The organism is Janthinobacterium darwini, from assembly GCF_051380905.1.
Lineage (GTDB): Bacteria > Pseudomonadota > Gammaproteobacteria > Burkholderiales > Burkholderiaceae_D > Janthinobacterium.
On sequence record NZ_JBNYXX010000001.1, the window covers coordinates 3,012,822 to 3,035,962 of the forward strand.

At 61.3% G+C, this 23,141-nt stretch carries 18 protein-coding genes; 4 read left to right on the forward strand and 14 right to left on the reverse strand.

All coding sequences use genetic code 11. The features are described 5' to 3' along the window. The first annotated feature begins 1 nt into the window (after nt 1). Nucleotides 2-1,270: a maltoporin gene (locus tag ACQ4WZ_RS13860; RefSeq protein ID WP_436573686.1), complete on the forward strand. Its 1,269-nt coding sequence runs from the start codon at nt 2-4 to the stop codon at nt 1,268-1,270. 72 nt (nt 1,271-1,342) lie between these two features. Here ACQ4WZ_RS13860 and ACQ4WZ_RS13865 read toward each other — a convergent pair whose 3' ends face one another. The 11 genes from ACQ4WZ_RS13865 to xsc form a co-directional block, all read right to left on the reverse strand. Beyond that, entirely contained in the window at nt 1,343-3,727 is a 2,385-nt protein-coding gene (locus ACQ4WZ_RS13865) for a chitinase C-terminal domain-containing protein (protein WP_436573687.1), read from the reverse strand. Nucleotides 3,728-3,830: 103 nt separating this feature from the next. Further along, a complete protein-coding gene (locus tag ACQ4WZ_RS13870; protein ID WP_436573688.1) occupies nt 3,831-5,258 on the reverse strand; it encodes a glycoside hydrolase family 19 protein in 1,428 nt (475 codons plus the stop codon). 302 nt (nt 5,259-5,560) lie between these two features. After that, nucleotides 5,561-6,181 carry a SorB family sulfite dehydrogenase c-type cytochrome subunit gene (sorB, locus tag ACQ4WZ_RS13875; RefSeq protein WP_436573689.1) on the reverse strand — a complete coding sequence of 207 codons (621 nt, stop codon included), beginning with the start codon at nt 6,179-6,181 and terminating at the stop codon, nt 5,561-5,563. A gap of 10 nt (nt 6,182-6,191) precedes the next feature. Next, complete coding sequence (gene sorA, locus ACQ4WZ_RS13880) at nt 6,192-7,418, reverse strand: SorA family sulfite dehydrogenase catalytic subunit (RefSeq protein WP_436573690.1); 1,227 nt, start codon at nt 7,416-7,418, stop codon at nt 6,192-6,194. Next, nucleotides 7,411-8,844, reverse strand: coding sequence for an amino acid permease (locus tag ACQ4WZ_RS13885; protein ID WP_101480459.1), 1,434 nt, complete (start codon nt 8,842-8,844; stop codon nt 7,411-7,413). The genes sorA and ACQ4WZ_RS13885 overlap by 8 nt, the downstream gene beginning before the upstream one ends. A 278-nt stretch (nt 8,845-9,122) precedes the next feature. Continuing rightward, nucleotides 9,123-9,917, reverse strand: a complete 795-nt coding sequence (locus ACQ4WZ_RS13890; RefSeq protein WP_243858333.1) for an ABC transporter permease subunit — start codon at nt 9,915-9,917, stop codon at nt 9,123-9,125. Nucleotides 9,918-9,996: 79 nt separating this feature from the next. After that, nucleotides 9,997-10,812 (reverse strand): taurine ABC transporter ATP-binding protein, encoded by an 816-nt coding sequence (locus ACQ4WZ_RS13895; RefSeq protein ID WP_070219220.1) that lies wholly within the window; start codon nt 10,810-10,812, stop codon nt 9,997-9,999. Nucleotides 10,813-10,892: 80 nt separating this feature from the next. Continuing rightward, a complete protein-coding gene (gene tauA / locus ACQ4WZ_RS13900; RefSeq protein WP_373917220.1) occupies nt 10,893-11,945 on the reverse strand; it encodes a taurine ABC transporter substrate-binding protein in 1,053 nt (350 codons plus the stop codon). A gap of 123 nt (nt 11,946-12,068) precedes the next feature. After that, on the reverse strand, nt 12,069-13,508 hold the full coding sequence (locus tag ACQ4WZ_RS13905) for an NAD(P)/FAD-dependent oxidoreductase (RefSeq protein ID WP_436573691.1): 1,440 nt from the start codon (nt 13,506-13,508) through the stop codon (nt 12,069-12,071). Between the two features lie 25 nt (nt 13,509-13,533). Continuing rightward, nucleotides 13,534-13,959 carry a nuclear transport factor 2 family protein gene (locus ACQ4WZ_RS13910; RefSeq protein ID WP_133992673.1) on the reverse strand — a complete coding sequence of 142 codons (426 nt, stop codon included), beginning with the start codon at nt 13,957-13,959 and terminating at the stop codon, nt 13,534-13,536. Between the two features lie 232 nt (nt 13,960-14,191). Next, on the reverse strand, nt 14,192-15,997 hold the full coding sequence (xsc, locus tag ACQ4WZ_RS13915) for a sulfoacetaldehyde acetyltransferase (RefSeq protein ID WP_436573893.1): 1,806 nt from the start codon (nt 15,995-15,997) through the stop codon (nt 14,192-14,194). A gap of 200 nt (nt 15,998-16,197) precedes the next feature. On the opposite strand from xsc, the gene ACQ4WZ_RS13920 reads away from it, so the two are divergent. From ACQ4WZ_RS13920 to ACQ4WZ_RS13930, 3 genes are read left to right on the forward strand one after another with little or no spacing between them, the layout of a single operon-like run. Further along, entirely contained in the window at nt 16,198-17,034 is an 837-nt protein-coding gene (locus ACQ4WZ_RS13920) for an IclR family transcriptional regulator (RefSeq protein WP_369811606.1), read from the forward strand. 41 nt (nt 17,035-17,075) lie between these two features. Then, complete coding sequence (locus tag ACQ4WZ_RS13925; protein WP_436573692.1) at nt 17,076-18,050, forward strand: AAA family ATPase; 975 nt, start codon at nt 17,076-17,078, stop codon at nt 18,048-18,050. Further along, nucleotides 18,047-19,777, forward strand: coding sequence for a cobaltochelatase CobT-related protein (locus tag ACQ4WZ_RS13930; RefSeq protein WP_436573693.1), 1,731 nt, complete (start codon nt 18,047-18,049; stop codon nt 19,775-19,777). The genes ACQ4WZ_RS13925 and ACQ4WZ_RS13930 overlap by 4 nt, the downstream gene beginning before the upstream one ends. Before the next feature lie 4 nt (nt 19,778-19,781). Here ACQ4WZ_RS13930 and ACQ4WZ_RS13935 read toward each other — a convergent pair whose 3' ends face one another. The 3 genes from ACQ4WZ_RS13935 to ACQ4WZ_RS13945 all read right to left on the reverse strand — a co-directional run bounded on the left by ACQ4WZ_RS13935 (nt 19,782) and on the right by ACQ4WZ_RS13945 (nt 22,944). Continuing rightward, nucleotides 19,782-20,696, reverse strand: coding sequence for an NAD(P)H-binding protein (locus ACQ4WZ_RS13935; RefSeq protein ID WP_436573694.1), 915 nt, complete (start codon nt 20,694-20,696; stop codon nt 19,782-19,784). Between the two features lie 221 nt (nt 20,697-20,917). Beyond that, on the reverse strand, nt 20,918-22,060 hold the full coding sequence (locus tag ACQ4WZ_RS13940) for an AAA family ATPase (protein ID WP_373917216.1): 1,143 nt from the start codon (nt 22,058-22,060) through the stop codon (nt 20,918-20,920). Further along, nucleotides 22,057-22,944: an RNA ligase family protein gene (locus tag ACQ4WZ_RS13945; protein WP_436573695.1), complete on the reverse strand. Its 888-nt coding sequence runs from the start codon at nt 22,942-22,944 to the stop codon at nt 22,057-22,059. Before ACQ4WZ_RS13945 ends, ACQ4WZ_RS13940 begins: the two co-directional genes overlap by 4 nt. Nucleotides 22,945-23,141 lie beyond the last annotated feature (197 nt).

Genomic DNA, 23,141 nt, shown 5'->3' on the forward strand with positions numbered 1-23,141 from the left:
CATGAATCGCACTGCATTGAAAACCTTACCTGCCTTGCTCCTGGCCATCGCCAGCGCTTCCGCCCTGGCCGACCCCATGTACCCAAGTGACTCCGAAGGCTTCCATGGCTACCTGCGCGCTGGCGCCGGTAGCAATACATCGGGCGACGGCGGTTCGCAAGGCTGCTTCGGCCTGGGTGGCAATACCATGAAATACCGTCTGGGCAATGAGTGCGACGCCTACACGGAATTCGGCTACACCAAGTCCGTCGCCAAGTCCGGCGGCGTGAACTACCTGGCCACCATCTGGGTCAATGCCTACGCGCCAAATTCCGATTTCGGCGACAACAAGCTGGGCATCGTCAAGGCCTATGTCGAAGCGCAGGGACTCGATTTCCTGAACGGCGGCACGGCCTGGATCGGTAAGCGCTTCTACTACCGTCCTGACATCCACATGCTGGACTTGCAATACATCAACATGAACGGCACGGGCGCCGGCCTGGACCGCATTCCTGCAGGCCCGGGTAAATTCTCGTATGCCTTCTTCAAGGACAACGATATCAATACCGTGTCGCCGACCGGCGTCGTGAGCACCAAGTCTGCCGTGCGCCAGAACTTCATTTACGGCGAAATTCCCGTCAATGAAAACGGCACGCTGGACCTGGCTGCGACCTACATCATCGGTGAAGGCAAGGACAACGACGCTTTTGGCCAGAAACACAATGGCTGGCAGTTGTCGGCATTCCACCGTCAAGGTAAAGTATTTGGCGGCGGCAATACCTTCGGCGTGCAATACGGCGTCGGTCCTGGCACCGGCAAGGGCGCGCAGTTCGGCGCTTCGGGCGACACCAATTTCGGTTCGGACGTGAAACGCACGCGCATCTTCAATGACATGGCGATCCAGCCGATGGCCAACTTCGGCATGGAATTCGTCGCCCTGTGGCAAAAAGACGAGTCGAATGCCACCGGTTCCTCGACCTGGACCTCGGTTGGCGTGCGTCCCGTGTACGCGTTCACCGACAACTTCAAGCTGGTGGGCGAACTGGGCACGGACCGCGTAACGCAAGCGGGCGGCCTGCCAGCCAAGCGTTTGACCAAGCTGACCATTGCACCGACGATTTCCGCCGGCCCTGGCCTGTGGTCGCGTCCTGAACTGCGCGCTTTCGTCACCTACGGCAAATGGAACGATGCGGCCACCGCGTCGGTCAATGCGTCGAACAACGGCGGCCCTATCTATAACAACAATACCAGCGGCACTTCCTACGGTTTCCAGGTAGAAACGTGGTTTTAAGCCAGCTTAACGGTCGCAATTAAAAAAGGGCGGAACCTCGGTTCCGCCCTTTTACTTTACGGCATCACCAACTTACGGCAAGGCCACCGGCAATTCCGGGTACTCCTGCGTCAGCGCATACTTGGTGCCGCCCACGGTGACCGTATAGTTGGCCGGTCCCGAAATCGGCAGGCGATAGTTCAGGGTCAGCGCCACGGAGCCGCCCGGCGCCAGCGATTGCCAGGCGGGAATCGCAAAGCGGGCCCGGTTGTAGTTCTTCGTGAAACCGCCGATATTGTTCGGCCCCGTGTAACCGGCATTGATCACTGTCAAGCCGAAGCCCGACTGGTCGCTCATGTCCGATGGCGCCGAGACGGGGTAGTCGAACTCCACCACGGTACCACCAGGCAAGGTCGACGTCGTGTTGTTCTTCACCGTCATCACCGGATTGATGGGAAAGTTGTTATCGCCCAGCTTCCAGCCGCCCAAAGTGATGCTGACGTTGGCCGCCGTGCCCGGCATGGCGATTTCGGCGCGCTTGTTGCCATACACGCCAGCCGTGCGGAAGGCCTGGTACAGCACGTCCGTCAGGGTGGTGCCCATGAAATACTCACCCTTGCCGCCATTGCGCGTGGCATCCCAGGCATAGTCGCCCGCCATTTCCCAGATCATCACGCCGCCGATATTGTTGTTGACGATGTACTGGGCCTTGGCCGCGATCGACTGTGTTGTTTCCGTGGAAAGGAACACTTTTTTGCTCGCATTCCACAGCCACGGCGCCACCATGGTACTGCTGTAGTACGGCACATAGGTGCCTACCAGCGCCTTGTCCGTGACTTTATAGGCGTCGAGGTAGCTTGGAACGATGCCGTTTTGCAAGTTCAGCGCATGCCAGATGGGGTTGCCGCCGCCCGGTGTCGGCTTGCCCTGCGAATCGAGGTCGTACCACACGTTATCGATGCCGGTGGCGCCCGTGCCGCATGTTTTCACCCCGGCGCACGTGACGGTGGAATTGGTCAGCGCCGTCGTGCCCCACAAGCCGTTGGTGCCGCCCGTCACATCCTTCCAGCCCCGCGTGTAGAACGGCACGCCGATATTGATGCGTCCCGCCTGCATGGCGCCACGGTAGTAGCGGTAAGCCCAGTCCGTATTCAGGTAGCCGATGTTCTGATACTGGTAGGCATTGCCGGCGCGCAACTCGCCATCGTTGCCATCGTCAAACAGCGCCGCGTTCGGTCCCACGTACTGGTTCCACGCGCCGTGCAAGTCGTAGGTCATCAGGCTGGCGTAATCGAGATATTTCAATCCCGACATGTTTTCCTCGCCCCGTAACACCCAGCCCGAAGCGGAACCGGCGATGGTGAGCAGGTAATACTTGTTGTCCTGCACGGCCGCTTCGTCAAGCTTCTGGCGCAGCACTTTCAGCAGCACGTTGTAGCTCGTCATCAACCCCGCCAGGCGCGGTTTCGAGGCGGCGAAGTCGTTCGGATTGCCCGCCTCATTGTTGGTGGTCGGGTGTTCGTAATCGACATCGACGCCATCGAAGAAGTTGTACTGGCGCACGAAGGCCACCATGGAATCGGCCAGGGTATTGATGCCTGCCGTGTTGATGCTGCCGTCCGCGTTCGTCGTGGCCGTGTAAAAGCCGCCGCTACCGGCCCAGCCGCCCACGGAAATCATCAATTTGACGCCCGGATATTTCTTCTTGTATTGCGCCAGCAAGTTGAAGTGGCCCTTGTACGGCAAGGATGGGTCCATGGCTGCCGCCGGCACGTTGGGCCATGTCAAGCCCGTATCGGGATTGACCGCGCCGCTGCCGATGGCGATCTTTGACGTCGCCGGGTCGACGGAGGCAAACGCATAGTTCAGGTGAGTGATCTTGTCCCATGGCAAGTTATTCACCAGATACGCCGGGCTGCCATCGACGCCCGTGCGCCAGCTGGCGAAATAGCCGACGATGCGCCGGTTCAAGCCATTGCCCAGCACTTCGCGGCCATTCGCGTCGTACACCTTGCAATACGGCACATTCGGCACGGCCGAGATCAAGCCGTCGGGACGGCAAGCCGTGGGTGTTGGTGTTGGTGTTGGTGTTGGTGTTGGTGTTGGTGTTGGTGTTGGTGTTGGTGTCGGTGTTGGTGTTGGTGTCGGTGTTGGTGTCGGTGTCGGTGTCGGTGTCGGTGTCGGCGTCGGCGTCGGCGTCGGCGTCGGCGTCGGGGTTGGCGTATCCGTCACGGCCCACGGTCCCCACTGGTCGGTGGCGCTGGGGACATTGCCCTGCGTCCACCACTTGGCCTTGTAAGTGACGCCCTGGTAAAGCACGCACTGGCCGCCCGTATAGACGGTGGCGGCATCCCAGACGGCGCACGCTTCCACGGTGGCAAGCAGGGTGTTTGGCGTGGCTGTCGCGCCTTCCTGGCCCCCGCCGCAAGCGACGAGCACGCCGCTGAGCAGGGCCATCAATAATGCATTCGATTTCATGTTGTATTGGTCTCCGTTATGGTTTTACATCGAGAGCTGTTGCAGGCCCCTCGAGGGGCTCTTGTCAACTGTTATCCCTGGCCGGCTAGTCCTGCCTTTGCTGCTACTGCAACTTCACATTCCAGTTGGCTTCCACGCATTTCACGTAGTTCCCGGCCAGCAAGGCGCTGTACGGGGTTTGATAGCTGACCAGCTGGCATTGGTTGTCGCCACCGGCGCTCCAGTTTTTTTCCCAGTAAATGTTGTAGGAAGCGGAACTGGCCGGGGTGAAGCGTTGCATGTTGGCGCAAGACAATTGTTCGCCGGAATAATCCCAGCCCATGTCGGCGGCAAACTGCTTGTAGTAATCGATGCGGTTTTGCGCTGCCTGTTTTTCCGTGCCCTGCCCGCATTCCGCATTGATGATCATGATGGTGGTGGCGAAATTATTGCCCGCGCCGGCCGTCGTATCGGCCGCGTTCGGCACCCACGTGCCGTCGAGCACATGCAGCATCGATGGTTTTGGTGGTTGCGGATAGACAAAGAAGAACGTGGCCGATGCCAGGTTCAGCCAGGTCGATGCCACCAGGTCCGGATTTTTCAGCAGGACGGATTGATCGCCGTCATGCATCGCTTGCGAAAACGGCCCATAGTTGTAGTTGTAGGACAGCTGCTTGGCGCCGCGACCAAAGTATTTCTTGAAGCTGCCGTCGGCATTCTTGCCACAGGTCCACACCTTGTTGAAGACGGGGTCCGCGCATTCGATGTTGTAGCCGCAGCCCGCGCCCGTTTCATCGCAGCCCAGCTCGCGCAGATACTTCAATCCCTGGCGCCATTGCGGCAAGGGGCTGCTGGCATTATGGTCACCCGTTTCTTGCCCGAAGTGGGCAAACATGGTGGCCAGGCTGTGGCGGCAAATGGCATCCGCATTGCGCCCGTCGCTGTAGTCGTCGCACACGGCGGGGAACTTGGCGACGGCTTGCAGGAAGCGCTGGTAGGTATAGCTGGCGTCGCGCGCAGCAAAATAGTATTCCCACTTAGCCGCCGGCAGCAGGCGTTCGACGCGCTTGACGTTGAGCGGATTGCTGGCCAGGCCAGGCTGCACGGCTTCGACGGCCGTATTGCCCAGGGTGCGGATCGACGCTTTTACCTTGCGGAAGAAATCGTTGTTCGTCAGCGCCGCCTCGTTCGCCTCGGCCTGGGCTTTGGTGGGCACGCCTGGGGTGGGTGTCGGTGTCGGGGTGGGTGTCGGGGTAGGCGTCGGTGTCGGGGTGGTGATGTCGAGGCTCCACGGTCCCCATTGGTCGTTGCTCGGTGCCGTGCCCTGCACCCACCATTTGGCCCGATACACCTTGCCGTCGTACACGGCGCACTGCCCCGTCGTGTAGACAGCGCTGGCGCTCCAGGCCGCGCAACTGTCGCTGGCGGTGGTGGCGGCGGCCAGCAGGGTCGCCGGGGGTTCGGTGATGGAATTGCCGCCGCAAGCGAGGAGCGCGCTGCCCAGCAGGCCAGCCATGAATGGCGTAGCCAGCCGGCTTGATTGCCGTGTCATCACATTGTCTCCTGAACGTTATACGAAAACTATCGAAGTAGCTTTTTATGTTGTACGTAAAGAAAGCGCAGCGAAGCATCGGCTTTCTGCACAGAGAATGCGACGCCGAAAATTGGTAGTCAAGTGGTTTTATATAACGGTGTTTTTTACAATACCAGTGGTAGCAATCACTGCGCTGGCAAGCGATGCGTCGGCGAATGGCGGAAGTAATAAAAAGCCCGCTGCATGATGGCAGCGGGCAATACCGCGCAGGAGGCGTGGCGGCAAGTGGTATTAAGGGTTGCCGCGCAACAAGGACGAACTTATCTGTTCAGCACGTATTTCGCCAGGGTCTCCGCATCGGCTACGCTAAGCTGGCTGAATGGCGGCATGGGCACAGGGCCCCATTTGCCGGCGCCGCCACTGCGGATGTTCGCCGCCACGACAGCGGCACTGTCCTTGCCCTTGTATCTGGCTGCCACCTCCGCAAAGCCGGGACCGACCACTTTCTGGTCCAGGGCGTGGCATGCCATGCAGCCATTCGCAGCCAGCAAGGTTTTGACATCCTTGCCGCTGGCGGCCTGGACAGCCGCTGCGGCTGGCCTGCCCACTTCCGCTGCAGGGACGGCGGCGCCCCGCTCCGCGCCATAGGTTTTCACCAGGTAATCGACCATGGCCGGCATGTCCGCGTCGTCAAACTGGGCGCCAAACGGCTTTTTCATCTTCTTGACAGTCGCTTCCCAGTAGGCGCGCGGCGAGGCAGGCGGCTGGCTCGATGCATACTGGGCCGCATGGCACGTCATGCAATTACGCTGCACCAACTGGTAGCCGGGTAATTCGCTGGGTTTGTAAGTCGCCGTTTCCGGCGGCAAATGGATTTCCAGCGCGCCCGCGCTGCCCGTTAGCATCAGGGCCACGGCGGTGGCAAGTGTTCTTATCAGCATGGCACTCTCCTCACACTGCCTGGATGCGCGTGGTTTCCACCACATTGCGCATATAACCCATGGGATTCCACAGGGCTTTCATCGGTTGGCTCTGGCCAACGCGGTTGACGGCGCGCACCATCAGCACGTGTTTTCCCTTGCGCGGCGCCTTCAGGACCAGCGTCCATGCGCGGAACGAAAAGCGCCCCAGGTCCTTGCCCAGCTTTGCTTCCTGCCAGCTCTGGCCGCCATCGGCTGAAATCGCCACTTCGCTGATGCCCTGCCCGCCATCAAAAGCGATGCCGCGCAAGGCCAGGTCGCGCCCGGCCTTGACTTGCGCGCCATCTTGCACGCTGGTAATGAAGGAGCGCACGTTGAGGCGGCTGATGGGCGTCGTCTTGCCTACGGGCGCACCCGGCTCGATGAAACCGGAGCCATTGTCGGGGATGCGGTAGCCCGTGCTCATCCAGAAGCCGTCGAAGGGTTTGTCGAGCACGGTGATGTCGCTCAGGTGCTTGACCCAGTAAGTGCCGTAATAGCCGGGCACGATCAGGCGCAGCGGATAGCCGTTAAGGAAGGGAATGTCTTCGCCATTCATGGCCCAGGCCAGCAGTACGTCACCGGCCATGATGTGCTCGACGGACAAGGCTTTCTGAAAATCGGGGCCGTCGCCCACGGGCGGCGTTTCCAGTCCATTGAAGGCCACCTGCACGGCGCCGGCCCCGATGCCGGCCTTTTCCAGCACGGTTTTCAGGGGAATGCCCGTCCAGCGGGCATTCCCCATGGCGCCATTGCCCAGCTGCCCGCCGTTGGCGCGCGGGGCAAAGAAGCCGCGGCTATTGCCCGAGCATTGCGTCACGGCCACCACGTCGACGGGTTCGGCCAGCTGTTTCAGTTCCGCCAGCGACAGCTCCAAAGGTGTCTTGACCAGGCCGGCAATGCGCAGGCGGTAGCTGCCGCCATCGATGCTGGTAGGCAAGCCGCTCCAGTGATAGCGCACGAAAAACGCCTCGTTGGGAGTAATCGCGCCTTCATTGAAGACGCTGAACGGCGTTTCCAGCTGGGGCGGACGGCTGGTCAGCAGGATCAGCGGGCGCTTTTGCGGGAAGGCCACCAGTTCGCGCTCGCCATTTTCAAACGGCAAGGTGACGGAAGCAGCCAAGGCTGACCCAGGCCCCGCCACTGCAGCGGCGCCCAGAGCGGTCGTGGTGCGCAGGAAGCGGCGCCTGCTTGCAGGCAACAAGGTCGCATCAGACATGTTTGAGCTCCACTTTGGTGTCGGCCGCTTCACCGCCGTTGCGGTCGTCGTTGACCAGCTTCTTGATGTAATACATGACACTCATGATGACCACGCTCAACAGGCCGAACCAGAACGACACGCGCTGCTCCGTATCGGAGGACACGCTCATGGCGCCCAGGATCACCAGCATGGCGATGATGGTGAAATACGTCAGGTAGGGGAACAGCCACATGCGCACCTTGATGCGTTCCGGGCATTCACGCTCCAGGCGACGGCGCAGACGCAATTGAGATATCGCAATGAGCAGGTAGACAAACAGGATCAGGATGCCGTAGGAATTGACGATGAAGGGAAACACCAGGTCGGCTGACACATACGAGACGGCAATGGCGAAATAGGCAAACAGGGTGCTGAACAGTATGGCGCGAATGGGCACGCCGTTCTTGCTCAGTTTGACCAGGCCCGTGGGCGCGTCGCCGCGGCGCGTCAGCGCAAAGATCATGCGCGACGAAGCGTACAGGCTGGAATTCAAGGCCGACAGCACGGCCGTCAAAATGATGGCGTTCATGATGTGGGCCGCGTACGGAATGTTCATGACGGTCAGGGCGCTGACGAAGGGCGTGGCGATGGCCGGCGAATCCCAGGGCACGATGCAGACGACAACAAACATGGACCCCACATAAAACATCAGCACGCGCGTGATGACGGAATTGGTGGCGCGGGCGATGGCCTTGGCCGGGTCCGACGTTTCGGCGGCGGCAATGGTGACGATCTCGGCGCCAGAGTAAAAGGCCGTGGCGGCGACGGCGCCACTCAATACAGGCCCCCAGCCATGAGGCATGAAGCCGCCGTTGCTGGTCAGGAAACCCAGGCTAGGGATGCTGTTGGGCAAGCTGCCTGTAATGAACAGAGCACCGACAAAGAGGAAGACGACGATGGCAACCACCTTGATCGAGGCGAACCAGAACTCGAATTCACCGAAGGCCTTCACGGAAAACAGGTTCAGGATGGTCATCGACACGAGTAGCACCAGGCTGATGGACCACGATGGCACGTCGGGCAGCCAGAAGTTGACCAGCTTGGCGCCGGCAATGGCTTCCAGCGCCACGACGACGACCCAGAAATACCAGTACATCCAGCCGCTCATGAAGCCGAGGAATTTCGACACTTTCGGCTTGTCATCGAAGGCCAGGCGCGCATATTCGTAAAAGGAGCCGACCACGGGCAGGGACGAGGCCAGCTCGCCCAGCATGCGCATGATCAGGACGACCAGGCCGCCCGTGAGCAAGAAAGAAAGGATGGCTGCCGGTCCGGCGGCCTTGGCGATGACGCCGCTGCCGACAAAGAGGCCGGCGCCGATCACGCCGCCGATGGCGATCATGCTCATGTGGCGTTGCTTCAGCGAGTGCTGCAAGCCCGTGTTGTTGTGGTTGTCGCTAATCATTTTTGTCTCCTAGTAATATCTGAAGCTCGGTGCACCCTGGCCTGCTGCGGCGGGGAAGTGCCGCGCGGCTTTGTTTTATTTGGGCAACACCGTCAAGCAGCATCGATACATCATCAAATCAGTCTGGTTGGCTGCATGCCAGAAGTCAATCTGGAAATGCAGCGGCCCGGCGCGGCGCCCAAGGGACAAGCGCACAGGAGGATACCTACGGGGTATGGCGGTTGAAAAAAGGGAGCGGCGGCAACACTTGTGGCGTGCGCGCCACTCCCGGGAACGTCTTACACCTTGCCCTTCCATGGCACGAGGGTACGTTCGAGGTAACGCATCATCAAATCAAACAGGAAAGCAAAGAAGCCGATCACGATAATGCCCATGATCACCACATCGCTGGCCAGGAACTCGGAGGCGCTGAGCACCATGTAGCCTAGGCCGCGCGTGGCCGCCACCATCTCGCCCGCCACCAGGGTGGTCCAGCCCACGCCGATGCCGATGCGCATGCCGGTGAGAATTTCCGGGATGGCGGCACGCAGAATCACATGCACGATGACCTGGAAGCGGGTAGCACCCATCGAGTAGGCCGCGTGGATTTGCTCCAGCGATACGGAGCTGACGCCGGCCCGGGCCGCAATCGCCATCGGGGCGAAGATGGCCAGGAAGATCAGGTAGACCTTCGAGAATTCGCCGATACCGAACCAGATGATGACCAGTGGCAAGTAAGCAAGCGGTGGCAGCGGACGGTAGAACTCGATCAAGGGATCGAAGATGCCGCGTGCCACGCGATTGACGCCCATCATCACGCCGACGGGGATGGCAAACAGGCAAGCCAGACCGAAGGCGCCGAACACCCGGACCAGGCTGGCCACCGTGTGTTCCCACAAAGTGGCGCCGCCGAAACCGGTCGTGGCCGCCATGATGAATTTCTCGTACACGGCTTGCGGCGACGGCAGGAACAGCGGCTTGACCATGCCGCTGGCCGTCACGGCTAACCACAGCAGCAGCACGGCGATGACGGTAACGGTGGCGATGCGGCTGGAATTGCCCTGCCCCGGCGCGCCGAACGCTTCGCCCGGCATGGCGCAGCGGGGAGCGAACAGGCGCGCAAAAAAGCCGGCGCGCTTGGCGGTGGTGGGAGGAAATCCCACGACGGATGGGCTATGCATGGGACACCTCCAGCTCTTTGTTGACTGCGCGCTCGTCGCCATAAATGATGTTGAGCACCGTTTCGCGCATCTTGATGAAGTCCGGGCTCGATTTCACGGCGCGCGCATCGCGGCATTCGAGGAAGCGCTTGTTGAAATCGAGTTCATACGTGTGCGTGATGCGGCCCGGACGGGGCGACATGACGATCAGCCGGTTCGCCAGGAACAGCGCCTCGTCGACGCTGTGGGTAATGAAGAAGAACATGGTGCTGGACTTGGCCCAGATATCGAGCAGCAATTCCTGGATGGTTTCGCGCGTCAGCGCATCGAGCGCCGCCATCGGTTCATCCATCAGCAGCATGGCGGGATTGCTGGTCAGGGCGCGGGCGATGCCTACCCTTTGCTGCATGCCGCCCGACAATTGATAAATCATATTGTCGTGAAAGTCCTTCAAGCCCACCAACGCCAGGTTCTTGGCCGCCTGTTCGCGCCGCACGGCTTTAGGCACGCCTTGCAGCTTCAAGCCGAATTCCACGTTTTCCATCACGTTCAGCCATGGCAGCAAAGCATGTTTCTGGAACACCACGCCACGGTCGGCGCCCGGCCCTTCCACTTTATTGTCGCCCAGCATGATTTCGCCCTTGGACGGGGCGATAAAGCCCGCCATCAGGCTCAGCAAGGTTGTCTTGCCGCAACCTGATGCACCCAGCGCAACGACGAAGTCGCCGCTATTGATGGTCAGATTGATGTTATTTAAGGCATGTACGCGTTCACCGGCCGTCTTGCCCGGATAAATCACGCTGACATCCTTGACGTACAGATTTTCCATGATGTCCCCGCATAGGTAGTACTTCAGTTCAACGCATTCTGTTCAGTCAGCGCGCCCGCAGGCGCGCCATCGCACAACGTTTACTTCAGCAGGCCGGCGGCCTGTGCATACTTGGGTGTCACATATTTGGCGTAATCTGTTGCCAGGGTGTCGATCTTGCCTTCGCCCTTGAGGAATTGCGCCGTGGCCAGCAAGGCTTGCGCCACGCCGCCCTTCGCGCCGCCACCGAGCCAGGCCGGTGAAGCCTGCTCCTGCAGCGATGGGTAGGCGTAGAGGGCCACGGAAGCGGCCACGTCCTTGGCGGCAGCGCCCGAATGCTTGACGTTGGCTTTCACTTGCGGCGAATCGATGGTCCACGCCTTCGGATTGGCGCGGTAGTCGGCGTCGGCCGCGGCCATCACCTTGACGAACTTGGCCATGAAATCCGCATTCGCTTCGCCCCAGGCGCGCTCGACGGCCATGCCGTCAAACGTGGCCTTGCCCTTCTTGCTCAGTTCACCGGAGGTCACCAGCACCTTGCCGTTTTGCTTGAGTTTGCTCAAGGCCGGATCCCACACGAAGGCGGCATCGATGTCGCCCCGTTCCCAGGCGGCGGCGATCTGATTCGGCTGCATGTTGAGCAACTTCACTTCCGTGGGCTTGATGCCCCAGGTTTCCAGCGCGAACATGGTGTGGAAGTGCGTGGTGGAAACGAATGGCACGGCAATCTTCTTGCCGCGCAAATCGGTGGGCTTGCTGATGCCGGCCCCATTGCGGGCCACCATCGCTTCGGCTTCATTGATGTCGTCGATGATCCAGAACAGTTGCAGATCGACGCCGCGGCTGACAGCCGCCGTCAGGGGGCTGGAACCGATGACGCCGATCTGCACGTCGCCGGAAGCCATGCCGGTGGCCACCTTGGCACCCGAATCAAACTTGCGCCAGTTGATTTTATAGCCGGTGGTTTTTTCCACTTCACCGCTGGCGATGGCCACCAGGAAGGGACCGTTGATTTCCTGATAGGCAATCGTCACTTCCTTGCTTTGCGCAAAGGCCGTACCGCTGGAGGCAAGGGTAACGCCCAGCACCAGGGTGCCGAGGACGGCGCGGCGCATCGTTGAAAAAACCGTGTTTTTGCTCGTATTTGTGTTCATGTCTCACTCCAAGATTTATTGTTATGTGTGAACGTGCGGGCAATCTCATCCCTCGCGGGAGGCGCCGCTGGTCGATCTATGTCAACGCATGCGGCGGCTTAGTACGGCTACTGCTATTACTATTTAAAACACTTCATCCTTCAAGTGATACCAGCGGTACAGGAAGCGCTGGCCCAGGCGGCGGAACGGGGCGAAGGCTTGCGACTCGACCAGTTCCATCATGTTGGGATACGGCAGTTTCGAATTGAAGATCGGCAAGCCCGTGTCGCTGGCCTTGCCCGCGATGCGCTCGGCCATGCGCCGCCCAGCCTGCGCCGAGTACATGACGCCGTTGCCGCCGTAACCGAGCGAATAGAAAATCGATTGCCTGGGGTCCGGTTGCACGATGCGCGGCATCATGTCGTGACTGACGTCGACCCAGCCCCACCACGAATAATCGATGGCGATGCCCGTCAGCGCGGGGAACTTGCGGTGCAGATCGTTGATCAAAAACTGTTTGTACTTGTCGTCCGGCGCGTCGGCGCCCGTGATGGCGCTACGGCTGCCGATCTGCACGCGATTGTCCGGCATCAAGCGGTAGTAGTGGCGCAGGATGCGCGTATCCGTGATCACCTGGTGGGTGCGGAAGTTGCACGCCTCGATTTCCGCGGGGGTCAGCGGACGCGTGACGAGCGAGTTCGACAAAATCGGCAGCAAGCGGTTTTTCACTTGCGGATGCAGATGGGGCGAGGTGTAGCCGCCCGTGGCCACGGCCACGGAGCGTGCACGCACCACGCCACCCGGCGTTTGCAGATAATGCACGCCGTTGCGCGTTTCCCAGCCCATCACCGGGCTGGACGGATGCACCTTGGCGCCCAGCGCGCGCGCCTTGCGCAGGTAGCCGAAAGCCAGCTTGCCCGCGTGGATGCCGATGCCTTCCGGCTCGTGCAGCGCGCCGGCCGCTTCCTTGTCGTCGACGAATTCGCGCTTGACGGTGTCGGCGTCGAGTATGCGCGCGTCGTATTTGAAGATCTCGCGCATGACCTTGGCTTCTTTTTCCAGCGCGGGCATGGCTTTCGCCTTGTGGGCGATGTACAGGTGGCCGCCCGGTTGCGGCTCGCAATCGATGTCGGCCGTGATCTTCTTGAACGTTTCCATCGCGTCACACACTTCCGTGTGCAGTTTCAGGGCCGTATCCATGCCGTAGCGGTCTATCCACTGCGAGCGCTTCAGGCGGCCCGTCGTGCATTGGGCCTGGCCGCCATTGCGCGTGCTGCAGCCCCAGCTGACGCGGTTCGCTTCCAGCACCGTCGCCTTGATGCCGTGTTCCTGGGCCAGGAAGATGGCGCACGACAAGCCCGTGAAGCCGGAACCGATGATGGCCACGTCGACGTCGATGTCATGCGTGATGGGGCCATCGTCGGCAGGCGGCTCGCCGGCCGTGCCGATCCAGTAGGTGGGCGCGTAGGCATTGCCGTGGCCGGGACGCTGGGCCACCAGCGGATCAAAGGCGGGATCGTATGGCGTGCGGGCGGCGGTGCTGTTGCCCAGTACGCCAGGCGGGGTGTCGACAGGTTTGTTCATGATCATTCCTGGTGAACGTGCTGGCTCAGGCTTTGGCAGCCGTGACGACCGGTGGGCGATCCTTGCGGAAGGCATTCTTCACGGCGATCTTGCCGTCACGGAAGGTGAAGATGTCGACCATGCGCGCTTCGATGCGCGTGCCGTCCGCCTTGGTGCCGGCAAAGGTCGACTCCGTCACGCCGTGCTGGCCGCTGACGAAGTGCACGGGGTTGAGCCAGGCGGCATCGGGGAAAGTTTGCCAGGCCAGCTCGAAGCCGGCGCGCACGGCGTCGCGGCCGATGAAGCTCTTGCCCAGCAAGTCAGGACCGGCCACGGCGTGAAATTCGCAGTCATCGGCCATGGCGGCCATCAGGGCGTCGATATCGTGGCGGTTCCAGGCATCGCCGAACGCTTGCAGGAAATCAGTAGTCACGGCGGTGGTGACGGCGTCGGTAGGTACTCGTGTGTTCATTTCTGTCTCCGTAAATCGTTTTTGATACGATACGTTCCGTTTTTTTGTATTTTATTGAATTTAAGCCTTAAGTATGGCCTTGTCAAATCAAATAATCCAAAAAACGGGACGCCTTGTATTCTTTAATGAAATTATGATGCTTCAGTGACAATCTGTGAGAATTTGGTCACAACGCTGTGTCGGATTACGCCGGGCCGAGGCCCAGAGGGCGTAATCCAACAACACCAGCAAATCAGACGTAGTCTTTATATTTATCCAGGTGACGCACAGGTTTGCTCAGCGCATCGCGGCGGAACGGGTCACCCAGTTCGCGCGTGCACATGATTTCAATGATGGTGGTCTTGCCTTCATTCATCTGCATGTCGATGGCCTTTTTCAAGGCCGGACCCACGTCTTCCAGCTTGTCGACCGTGATGCCTTCGGCGCCCATGGCCCGCGCGATTTCCGCGAAGCTCTGGTTGTCGAGCTCACCAGCCACGAAGCGGCGATTGTAGAAATCGACCTGATTTTTCTTTTCCGCGCCCCACTGGCGGTTGTGGAACACCACGGCCGTCACGGGAATGTTGTGGCGCACGCAGGTCATCGTTTCCATCAAGCTCATGCCCCAGGCGCCGTCGCCCGCATACGACACGGCCGGACGGTGCGGTGCGGCCACTTTTGCGCCGATGATGGTCGGAAACGCATAGCCGCAGTTGCCAAAGCTCATCGCTGCAAAGAAACTGCGCGGCTTTTCGAAGCGCAAATAACTGTTCGCCACCGAGTTGATGTTGCCGATGTCGGTCGACACCATCACGTCTTCCGGCATGGCTTTTTCCAGCTCGCGCAAGACTTGGCGCGGGTGCAGGTAATTGCCCGGCTCCTTCTTTTGCTCTTCGATCATGTCCAGGCTGTACGCATCTTTTTCATGCGTCCAGTTCGTCAATTCCTCTTCCCATGCGGCCTTTTCCGCTTGCACGGTGGCATAGCGCTCGTCGCGCGTCGCGTCACAGTCGAGGCTCTTGCCATCCAGGCGGGACAGGATGGCTTTCGCGGCCGCCTTGGCGTCACCGCAGATGCCCACCGAAATCTTTTTCACCAGGCCCAGCATCTTGTTGTCCGCATCGATCTGGATGATCTTGGCGTTCTTCGGCCAGTAATCCATGCCGTGCTGCGGCAAGGTGCCGAACGGGCCCAGGCGCGAACCGAGGGCGACGACGACGTCGGCCTTGGCGATCAGTTTCATGGCCGCCTTGGATCCTTGATAACCGAGCGGGCCGCACCACAGCGGGTGGCTGGCGGGAAACGAGTCGTTGTGCAGATAGCTGTTGACGACGGGGGCACCGAGGCGTTCGGCCAGTGCCTTGCATTCTTCGATCGCTTCGCCCATGACGACGCCGCCGCCCGAGATGATCACGGGGAACTTGGCTTTCGCCAGCAGTTCGGCCGCATCGTTGAGGCTTTGCTCGCCGCCGGCGCCACGGTCCAGGCGGTTCGGTTTTGGAATCTCGGCCTTGATTTCGCCATAGAAATAGTCGCGCGGGATGTTCAGCTGGGTCGGGCCCATTTCCGACATGGCGCGGTCAAAGCAGCGGCCCGTGAATTCGGCCATGCGGGCAGGATTGGTCACGTGGCCTTGATATTTCGTGAATTCCTCGAACATCGGCAGCTGGTTCGCTTCCTGGAAGCCGCCCAGGCCCATGCTCATGGTGCCCGTCTCAGGGGTAATGATGACGACCGGGGTGTGCGCCCAGTAGGCGGCGGCGATGGCTGTGACGCAATTGCTGATGCCGGGGCCGTTCTGGCCGATGACCACGCCATGGCGGCCCGAGACGCGGGCGTAACCGTCGGCCATGTGGCCGGCGCCCTGCTCGTGCACGACGGGAATCAATCGGATGCCGGCGGGAGCAAAAATGTCCATCGGGTCCATGAAGGCCGAGCCCATGATGCCGAACATGTCGGTCACGCCATTGGCGGCCAGGGTTTCCACGAACGCTTCGGAAGGCGTCATCTTTTGCGGGCCTACAGGTATCGCGGCTGCGGCGGCTTTTTGCTCAGTCATGTCATTCATGGGTGTCTCCTGGTCTGTGGTGTGAGGCTGTTGAAATGATCAACTCATTTATTAAAAATCGGTATATTTTGTTCCGAAATTTGATATACAATTCAATTTAAGCGTTCGGGAATCAAAAGTCAAACAGATTTTCAAGGAAACGGTACAATTTGAGTTCGAAAATGAAATAACACACCGAGGCCACCATGGACATGATTTCATCCCCAAAACTTGAGCCAGAAAAGCTGGAAGGCGACACGCCCACGATGCGTTTGTTTGCCTTGCTGGAAGTGATTGCCGAGAAGGACCAGTTGCTGTCGCTGCAAGCGCTGGTGGAAGAAACGGGGCTGCCAAAACCCACCTTGCACCGCATGCTGCAACAGCTGGAAAGCGTGGGCGTGCTGCAGCGCGAAAGCGATGGCCGCCACTACAGCACGGGCGTGCGCCTGCGCCGGCTGGCATCGAACCTGCTGATTAACAACACTTTCCATGGCGCCCGCCGCATGGTCTTGCGCCAGCTGGTCGAGGAAGTGGGCGAAAGCTGCAACCTGACGGCCTTCAGCGGCAGCGAAGTGGTGTACCTGGACAGGGTGGAAACGGCGGCCCCGCTGCGCTTCTACCTGCATCCCGGCTCGAGGGTGCCGGCCCACTGCTCGTCGAGCGGCAAGCTGTTCCTGGCGCAAATGACGCCCGTGCAGCGGCGCCGCCTGCTGGGCCATATGGAATTGACGCGCTTTACGGACAAGACGGAAACGGACCCCGTCAAGCTGGAACGCGAACTGGAACTGGTGCGCCGCAACGGCTACGCGCTGGACGACGAGGAATTCCTGCCCGGCCTGCTGTGCGTGGCCGTGCTGGTGCCGAATCCGAACGGCCGCTCGAACCTGGCCGTGGCGATCCAGGCACCCATCATCCGTTTGACGCACGACAAGGCTTTACATTTCTTACCAGCATTGCAACGCGCCGCGCAAGCCCTGGCCGCCATCGAATCAGAAACCATGCCGACGACGGGCGGGGACGACGACGCATTGCAGGCAGGTAATTCATAACCGCTGCGGCACCCATGCTGCGGCTAGACCAGGAGAACAAGGTGCCAGATTCACGCCAACATCCCCCCGCCGCAGCGGCGCAAACCTTGCAGTCCGTGCGCAGCCTGTTCAATATCGACAGCGACCTGCTCGTGCCCGTCTTTACGGAGCGCGATCCGCATGTGCCAGACATCGATCCCGCCTACCGCTTCAACAAGGACGTGACCCTGGCGATTTTGGCCGGCTTCAGCCACAACCGCCGCGTGATGGTGCAAGGCTTGCATGGCACGGGCAAGTCCACGCATATCGAGCAGGTGGCGGCGCGCCTGAACTGGCCCTGCGTGCGCGTCAACCTCGACGGCCACATCAGCCGCCTCGATCTTGTCGGCAAGGACGCCATCGTGCTGCGCGAGCAGCAGCAGGTGACGGAGTTCCAGGAGGGCATCGTACCCTGGTCATTGCAGCGCCCCGTGGCCCTGATCTTCGACGAGTACGACGCGGGCCGCCCAGACGTGATGTTCGTCATCCAGCGCATTTTGGAGCGCGACGGGAAATTCACCCTGCTGGACCAGAACCGGGTCATCACACCGCATCCCCATTTCCGTTTGTTTGCCACCTCGAACACCGTGGGCCTCGGCAACTTGAACGGCATGTACCACGGCACGCAGGTGCTCAATCACGCGCAGATCGACCGCTGGAACATCGTTGCCACCTTGAACTATCTGCCGCAGGCGGAAGAAACGGAGATCGTGCTGGCGCGTGTCCCCGCCATGAATGACGAGGCGGGCCGCCAGCTGGCAAGCAGCATGGTGGCCGTGGCCGGCCTCACGCGCCACGGCTATGCGGCGGGCGACCTGGCCTGTTTGATGTCGCCGCGCACGGTGATTACCTGGGCCGAGAATTGCCAGATCTTCCGCGATCCGGCGCTGGCCTTCCGCCTGTCCTTCCTCAACAAATGCGACGAGGCCGAACGGCCCATGGTGGCCGAGTATTACCAGCGCTGTTTTAACGAGGAATTGCTGGCGACGGCGCCATGAGCGCCGAAGCGACCGCGCCTGCCCCCTACACGCGTGAACAGCAGGAAACGGATGAACTGTGCGCGGGCGCGATCCGGGCGCTGAGCGGCGTTGCCGCCATCCGCTACCGGGGCCGGCGCCTGCACGACGGCCACCGCCCCCTGCCCATCCATGCGGCCCATCTGCAGCCCGATGCGGCGCTGCAGGATTTGCCCTCGCTGCGCGGCGCGGCCGACAGCGTGGCCCTGCGTTTGCTGCATACGGACGCTGCCCTGCACAAAACGCTGTGTCCGCCAGAACCCGTGGCGCGTCTGGTGTTCGAACTGCTGGAGCAGTTAAGAGTGGAAACGCTTGCGCCAGATCAACATGCCGGAGTGATCAACAACCTGCGCCACCGCTTCACGGCCTGGTCGCACGCGTTTTACGATTCCGGCCTGGCCGAAGGCGCTTCCGGCTTGCTCTTGTATACAGTGTTCCAGATGTGCTGGTCGCGCCTGACGGCCCGGCCCGTGCTGGAAAAGACGGAAGATTTCATCGAGGCGACGCGCTGGTCCGTTTCTTCGCAACTAAGTGGCGACCTGGCGGGATTGCGCCGCCACCGATTGGCCCAGGCTGCCTTTGCCCTCCACGCGCTGGCCATTGCCCATGCCGTCGACGCCATGCTGAAAGAGGCGCAAGCGGCGCAGGATGAGCAGCAAAACGCGGCCCAGGACGCGAAAGCGCAGGCGGCCTTCAAGCTGCTGCTCGATTTCGACAGCGATAACGACAATTTTCCCGATAGCGCCCCGCTGGGCGACAGCCGTGCCTTCGGCGACGGCGATGGCGCCTACAGGGCTTACTCCACGGCATACGACCGGGAAGAAAAAGCGGGCGAACTGGTGCGCCGCGCCCTGCTGCTCGACTACCGCGAGCGCATGGATGGTCGCATCGCCAGCCTGGGCATCAACACGGCGCGCCTGGCACGGCGTTTTACGCAACTGCTGGCCGTGCCCCAACGCGACGGCTGGTCGTTCGGCGAGGAAGAAGGGACTATCGATGGTCGCCGCCTGGCGCAGCTGATCAGCTCGCCGTCCGAGCGCCGGCTGTTTCGCAAGGAACAATTCCTGCCCCAGGCCGATTGCCTGGTCACCTTCCTCGTCGATTGCTCCGGCTCCATGAAGACGCATGCGGAATCCGTGGCCGTGTTGCTGGACATATTGCTGCGCGCGCTGGACCAGGCTGGCATCAAGACAGAGTTGCTGGGCTTTACGACGGGCGCATGGAACGGGGGACGGGTCAAACGCGACTGGATGCGCGCCCGCTCACCCGTCAACCCGGGCCGCTTGAACGAACGCGTGCACATGGTCTTCAAGGATGGCGACACGAACTGGCGCCGCGCGCGTCCCGACATCGCGGCCCTGTTAAAGGCAGATCTGTACCGCGAAGGCGTCGATGGCGAAGCCGTGGACTGGGCGTGCAAGCGCATGCTGGCGCGCCCGGAGCGGCGGCGCATCCTGCTCGTCGTCTCCGACGGTTGCCCGATGGACACGGCCACGAATCTGGCCAACGACGAGTTTTACCTGGCGCAGCATTTAAAACAAGTGGTGGCGCGCCGCGAAGCGCAGGGCGCCGTGGAAATCCGCGGCCTGGGACTGGGCCTGGACCTGGGCGCCTACTACAGCCGCAGCCTGGCCACCACCCTGCCCGCCTCGCTGAACAATGAGCTGTTCAGCGAAATCGCGCATCTGCTCGCCGGGCGAAAAAAATAGCGTCCTATGCCGGCGGCAGCGTCGGCGCCAGCAACTGCCGGCGATGCGCCTGCAAAAACGCTTGCACTGGCGACGCCTGCCTGCCCGTCGAGCGGGTAAAGTCATCGCTGACCAGGTGCATGGCATCGGTGGCCAGCCAGCGCTCGATACCGGCCAGCATCGTTGCCATCGGCGCGGGCATGCCGGCAGCGATGAAATGGCGCGCGCGCGAATCCGCATCAAGGGCCACGACCTCGATGGACTTGCCGAATACCTGGGCGGCGATGGCGGCCAGCGCCCGTGCATCGAGGGCGGCGGGACCCGTGATATCCAGGATGCGGTTGCCACGGTAGTCAGCCGCCAGGGCTGCGGCGGCCGCATGCGCGCAATCCTCGCGCGCCACGCAGGACACATGGCCTTGCCCCATGGCCGTGCGCAACTGGCCATCCATGGCGGCAGTGCCCAATACCACCAGCAGCAAGTCCTGGTAAAACGCATTGCGCAAAATCGTGTGGCCGATGCTGCTCTCTTGCAGCAGGGCTTCCGTGGCAAGGTGGTCGTCGTTCAGCAACGACCTTTTCCCCTCCTCCGGCTGCAGGAACGAGGTGTAGACGATATGGTCCACGCCCGCCAGCCGCGCCGCCGCAATGGCATGGCGGTGCTGCTCCAGGCGCCGCCCCGTGCCATCGATGGCATTTGTACTGATCAACAGCAGGCGCTCGACGCCGTGGAAGGCGGCGGCCAGGCCCTGCGGCTGGTCGTAGTCGCCGAAGCGCACATCAATGTCCTGCTCCTGCCACGCCGCGTGGTGCCCGGGTGTGCGGGTGATAGCCGTGAGCGCCATGCCCGGATGGATGGCGCGCTGCCGGATGAGTTCATTGACGACCAGGGTGCCCAGTTGGCCGGAGGCGCCGGCGACGGCGAGATGCATTGTTTTCATGTTCTTTTCCTTGTGGCGCGCGCAGGCGTACCCCATGCGGGGGCGGCAACGCACGACGATGATGTAAGGGAATCAAAGGCAGCCATGCAGCGGCCCGCCCCCTGCGGGGCGGATCTGCGGCAGGCTTACAGGAAAGAAGGGAAAACAAGGGTCATGCGCCCATCATGGCGCGTGGCGCGGGGCCGGTCAAGCGCTTTCGACTGCGCTTGACCGCTGCTGGGCTAGCTGACGCAATAGCGCACGGCATGCGCTTCCATCGGCAGCGGGATTTCCCAGTTCCACAGCATCGATTGCAACTTCTTGTTGCTCAGCGAGGTGTCGCGCTGGCCGTTGCGCCGCAGTAATTCCTTGCGCGGCTGTTCCAGGTACACGAGCTCCACCTGCGCGTGGTATTTATAGAGCAGGTTAAGCGTCTTTTCGCGCATCAGTTTCGACAGATGCGTGGCGTTCCACACGAACGGTTCACCCTTGCGCAACAGTTCGCGCGCCCGTTCTTCCGCATAATCACCCACCTGCCCCTCGTTCTTGCCGTGCTTCAAGCCCAAGGCCGTGCGCGCATCGTCGAAGGACACGACGGGCAGGCGCGGATGGTGTTTGTCCACCCACGTATTCTTGCCGGACGCGGGCAAGCCCGACATGACGATCACGTGCGAACCCGGCTCCTGGAACAGGGGATAATCGGGATGCGCCTCGGCGCCGCGAAAGTATTTCACGCGCGTGTGGTCGTCAACAAAAACCCTCCGCTGTCCATAGCAACCCTCCTCGCGCGCCAGCTCTCTGAACAGCTCGATGGCGTCAAGTATGCGCTGCGGATCGGGGCAGATGCGTCCGCGAATATCCGCCTCGGCCAGCATGGCCAGCAAGCGGATATCGACCTGCCACGACAGTTCGCGCACGGTAAATTCCGGCGTCACGCCGCGCCGCGATGTTTCCAGCGCAAAGAAGGGCACCTGGTGCACATTGATCAGGCGGCAGATTTCCTCGCGCACGGCAAATGGCACGTCGCAGTCCCACAGCGCGATGCGCGCATCGAGCGCGCCCTTGCGCGAATGGCCGGGCTGGCCGATGGCACCCGTCGCCGGGTCGATCACCGTGGTGCTGCACTTGGCCACGTCATGCAGCAATGCAGCCAGGAACACGATTTCCTGTTCGGCGCGCGTGGCAGCCTGGTAGTCGGGCATGGCAAGCAAGGATTCCACCACCATCATGGTATGCGTCCACACATCGCCTTCCGCGTGGTAGACGGGATTTTGCGGTGTCGTCTTCGCCAGTTCCAGTTGCGGAAAGGCAGCCAGGCAGGCGCTAAAGTCGGGTGAGCGACCCGCTGGCGGCACCAGTTGTTGCAGGGTTTTCCAGTGCATCATTTTGTACTCCTTTGCATTGCAGCAAGTTCATCCAGCGACTGGCAGGTGTGCAAGCCCAGGCTCTCCCACGTGACCAGCGGCTGCGGCGCGTACAGATCCACGCCCTCGGCCAGCTGGTTGGGGATCAATGGCCGCGTGCTGTGGTGCGAGCCGCTGTCGAGGATGGTTTGCGTAAAGTCATGCCGCACCAGCTTGTAGCGGGCCAGCACTTGCTCGTCGTCTTCCACTTTCAGGTACAGCCCTTCCGCGTGGTCCGACTTGTCCGTCTGTTTCCAGCACAGGTCCAGCGGCAGGCGCTCGCGCGCCACCGCGTGTTCAAAAGCATCGCGCCACAGCAGGGACTTGGCCAGCGAATGGCGCAGCAGCTGCCACAGCTGCCTGGGCGACGTAGGCATCTTGCCCGCATACAGCACGGGAACCGATAGCACGGGCGAGCCGGCCAGCATGGCGTGGCGGCGCGCCGTCGACAAAAACATTTGCGTACGGCGGCAATACACGTCGAACTCGTTGAAATAATGGGGCAGGCGGTCGTAAAACACGGAATGCTTGCTGTAAGACCATTCGCCAAACAGCACAAATTGATCTTCCAGCAAATGCAGCAAGGCGTGTTCATGCGCATGCGCCCACGGTTTCAACAGGTTGAACTGGCGTTCGCTGCCGCCGCCTGCCAGGTAGTGACCGCGCGACTGCAGCAGCACCTCGCCCGCATCGCTGAACGACACGGCAGAGTTGGCGCCATCGATTTTTTCTTCGATGACGACGTACTGGCCGGCCAGCTTTTTCAGGGGCATCTGGTCGGAACCGTCGTCGCCGTCCTGCAGGCGCGAGCCTTCCAGGTGCGGCGTGCGCGGGTATTTGAATAAGGGTAAAGATTGTAAAAACATAGCGTCCCACGCCGCGTTCACCGGGGCGTGTCCATACAGGGTCAGGGGTGCTGACGACGTGTTCGGGCGTGGACGATCGAGACTAGCGTCACGGATACGTGTGCGGATGGAGCAAAAACAGTGCCGCAGCAATCGGGGGCGTCAACGCGCCGAACGATGCTGCAGAGAGCATTTCGTCAGCGTTAGCAGGTGATGGC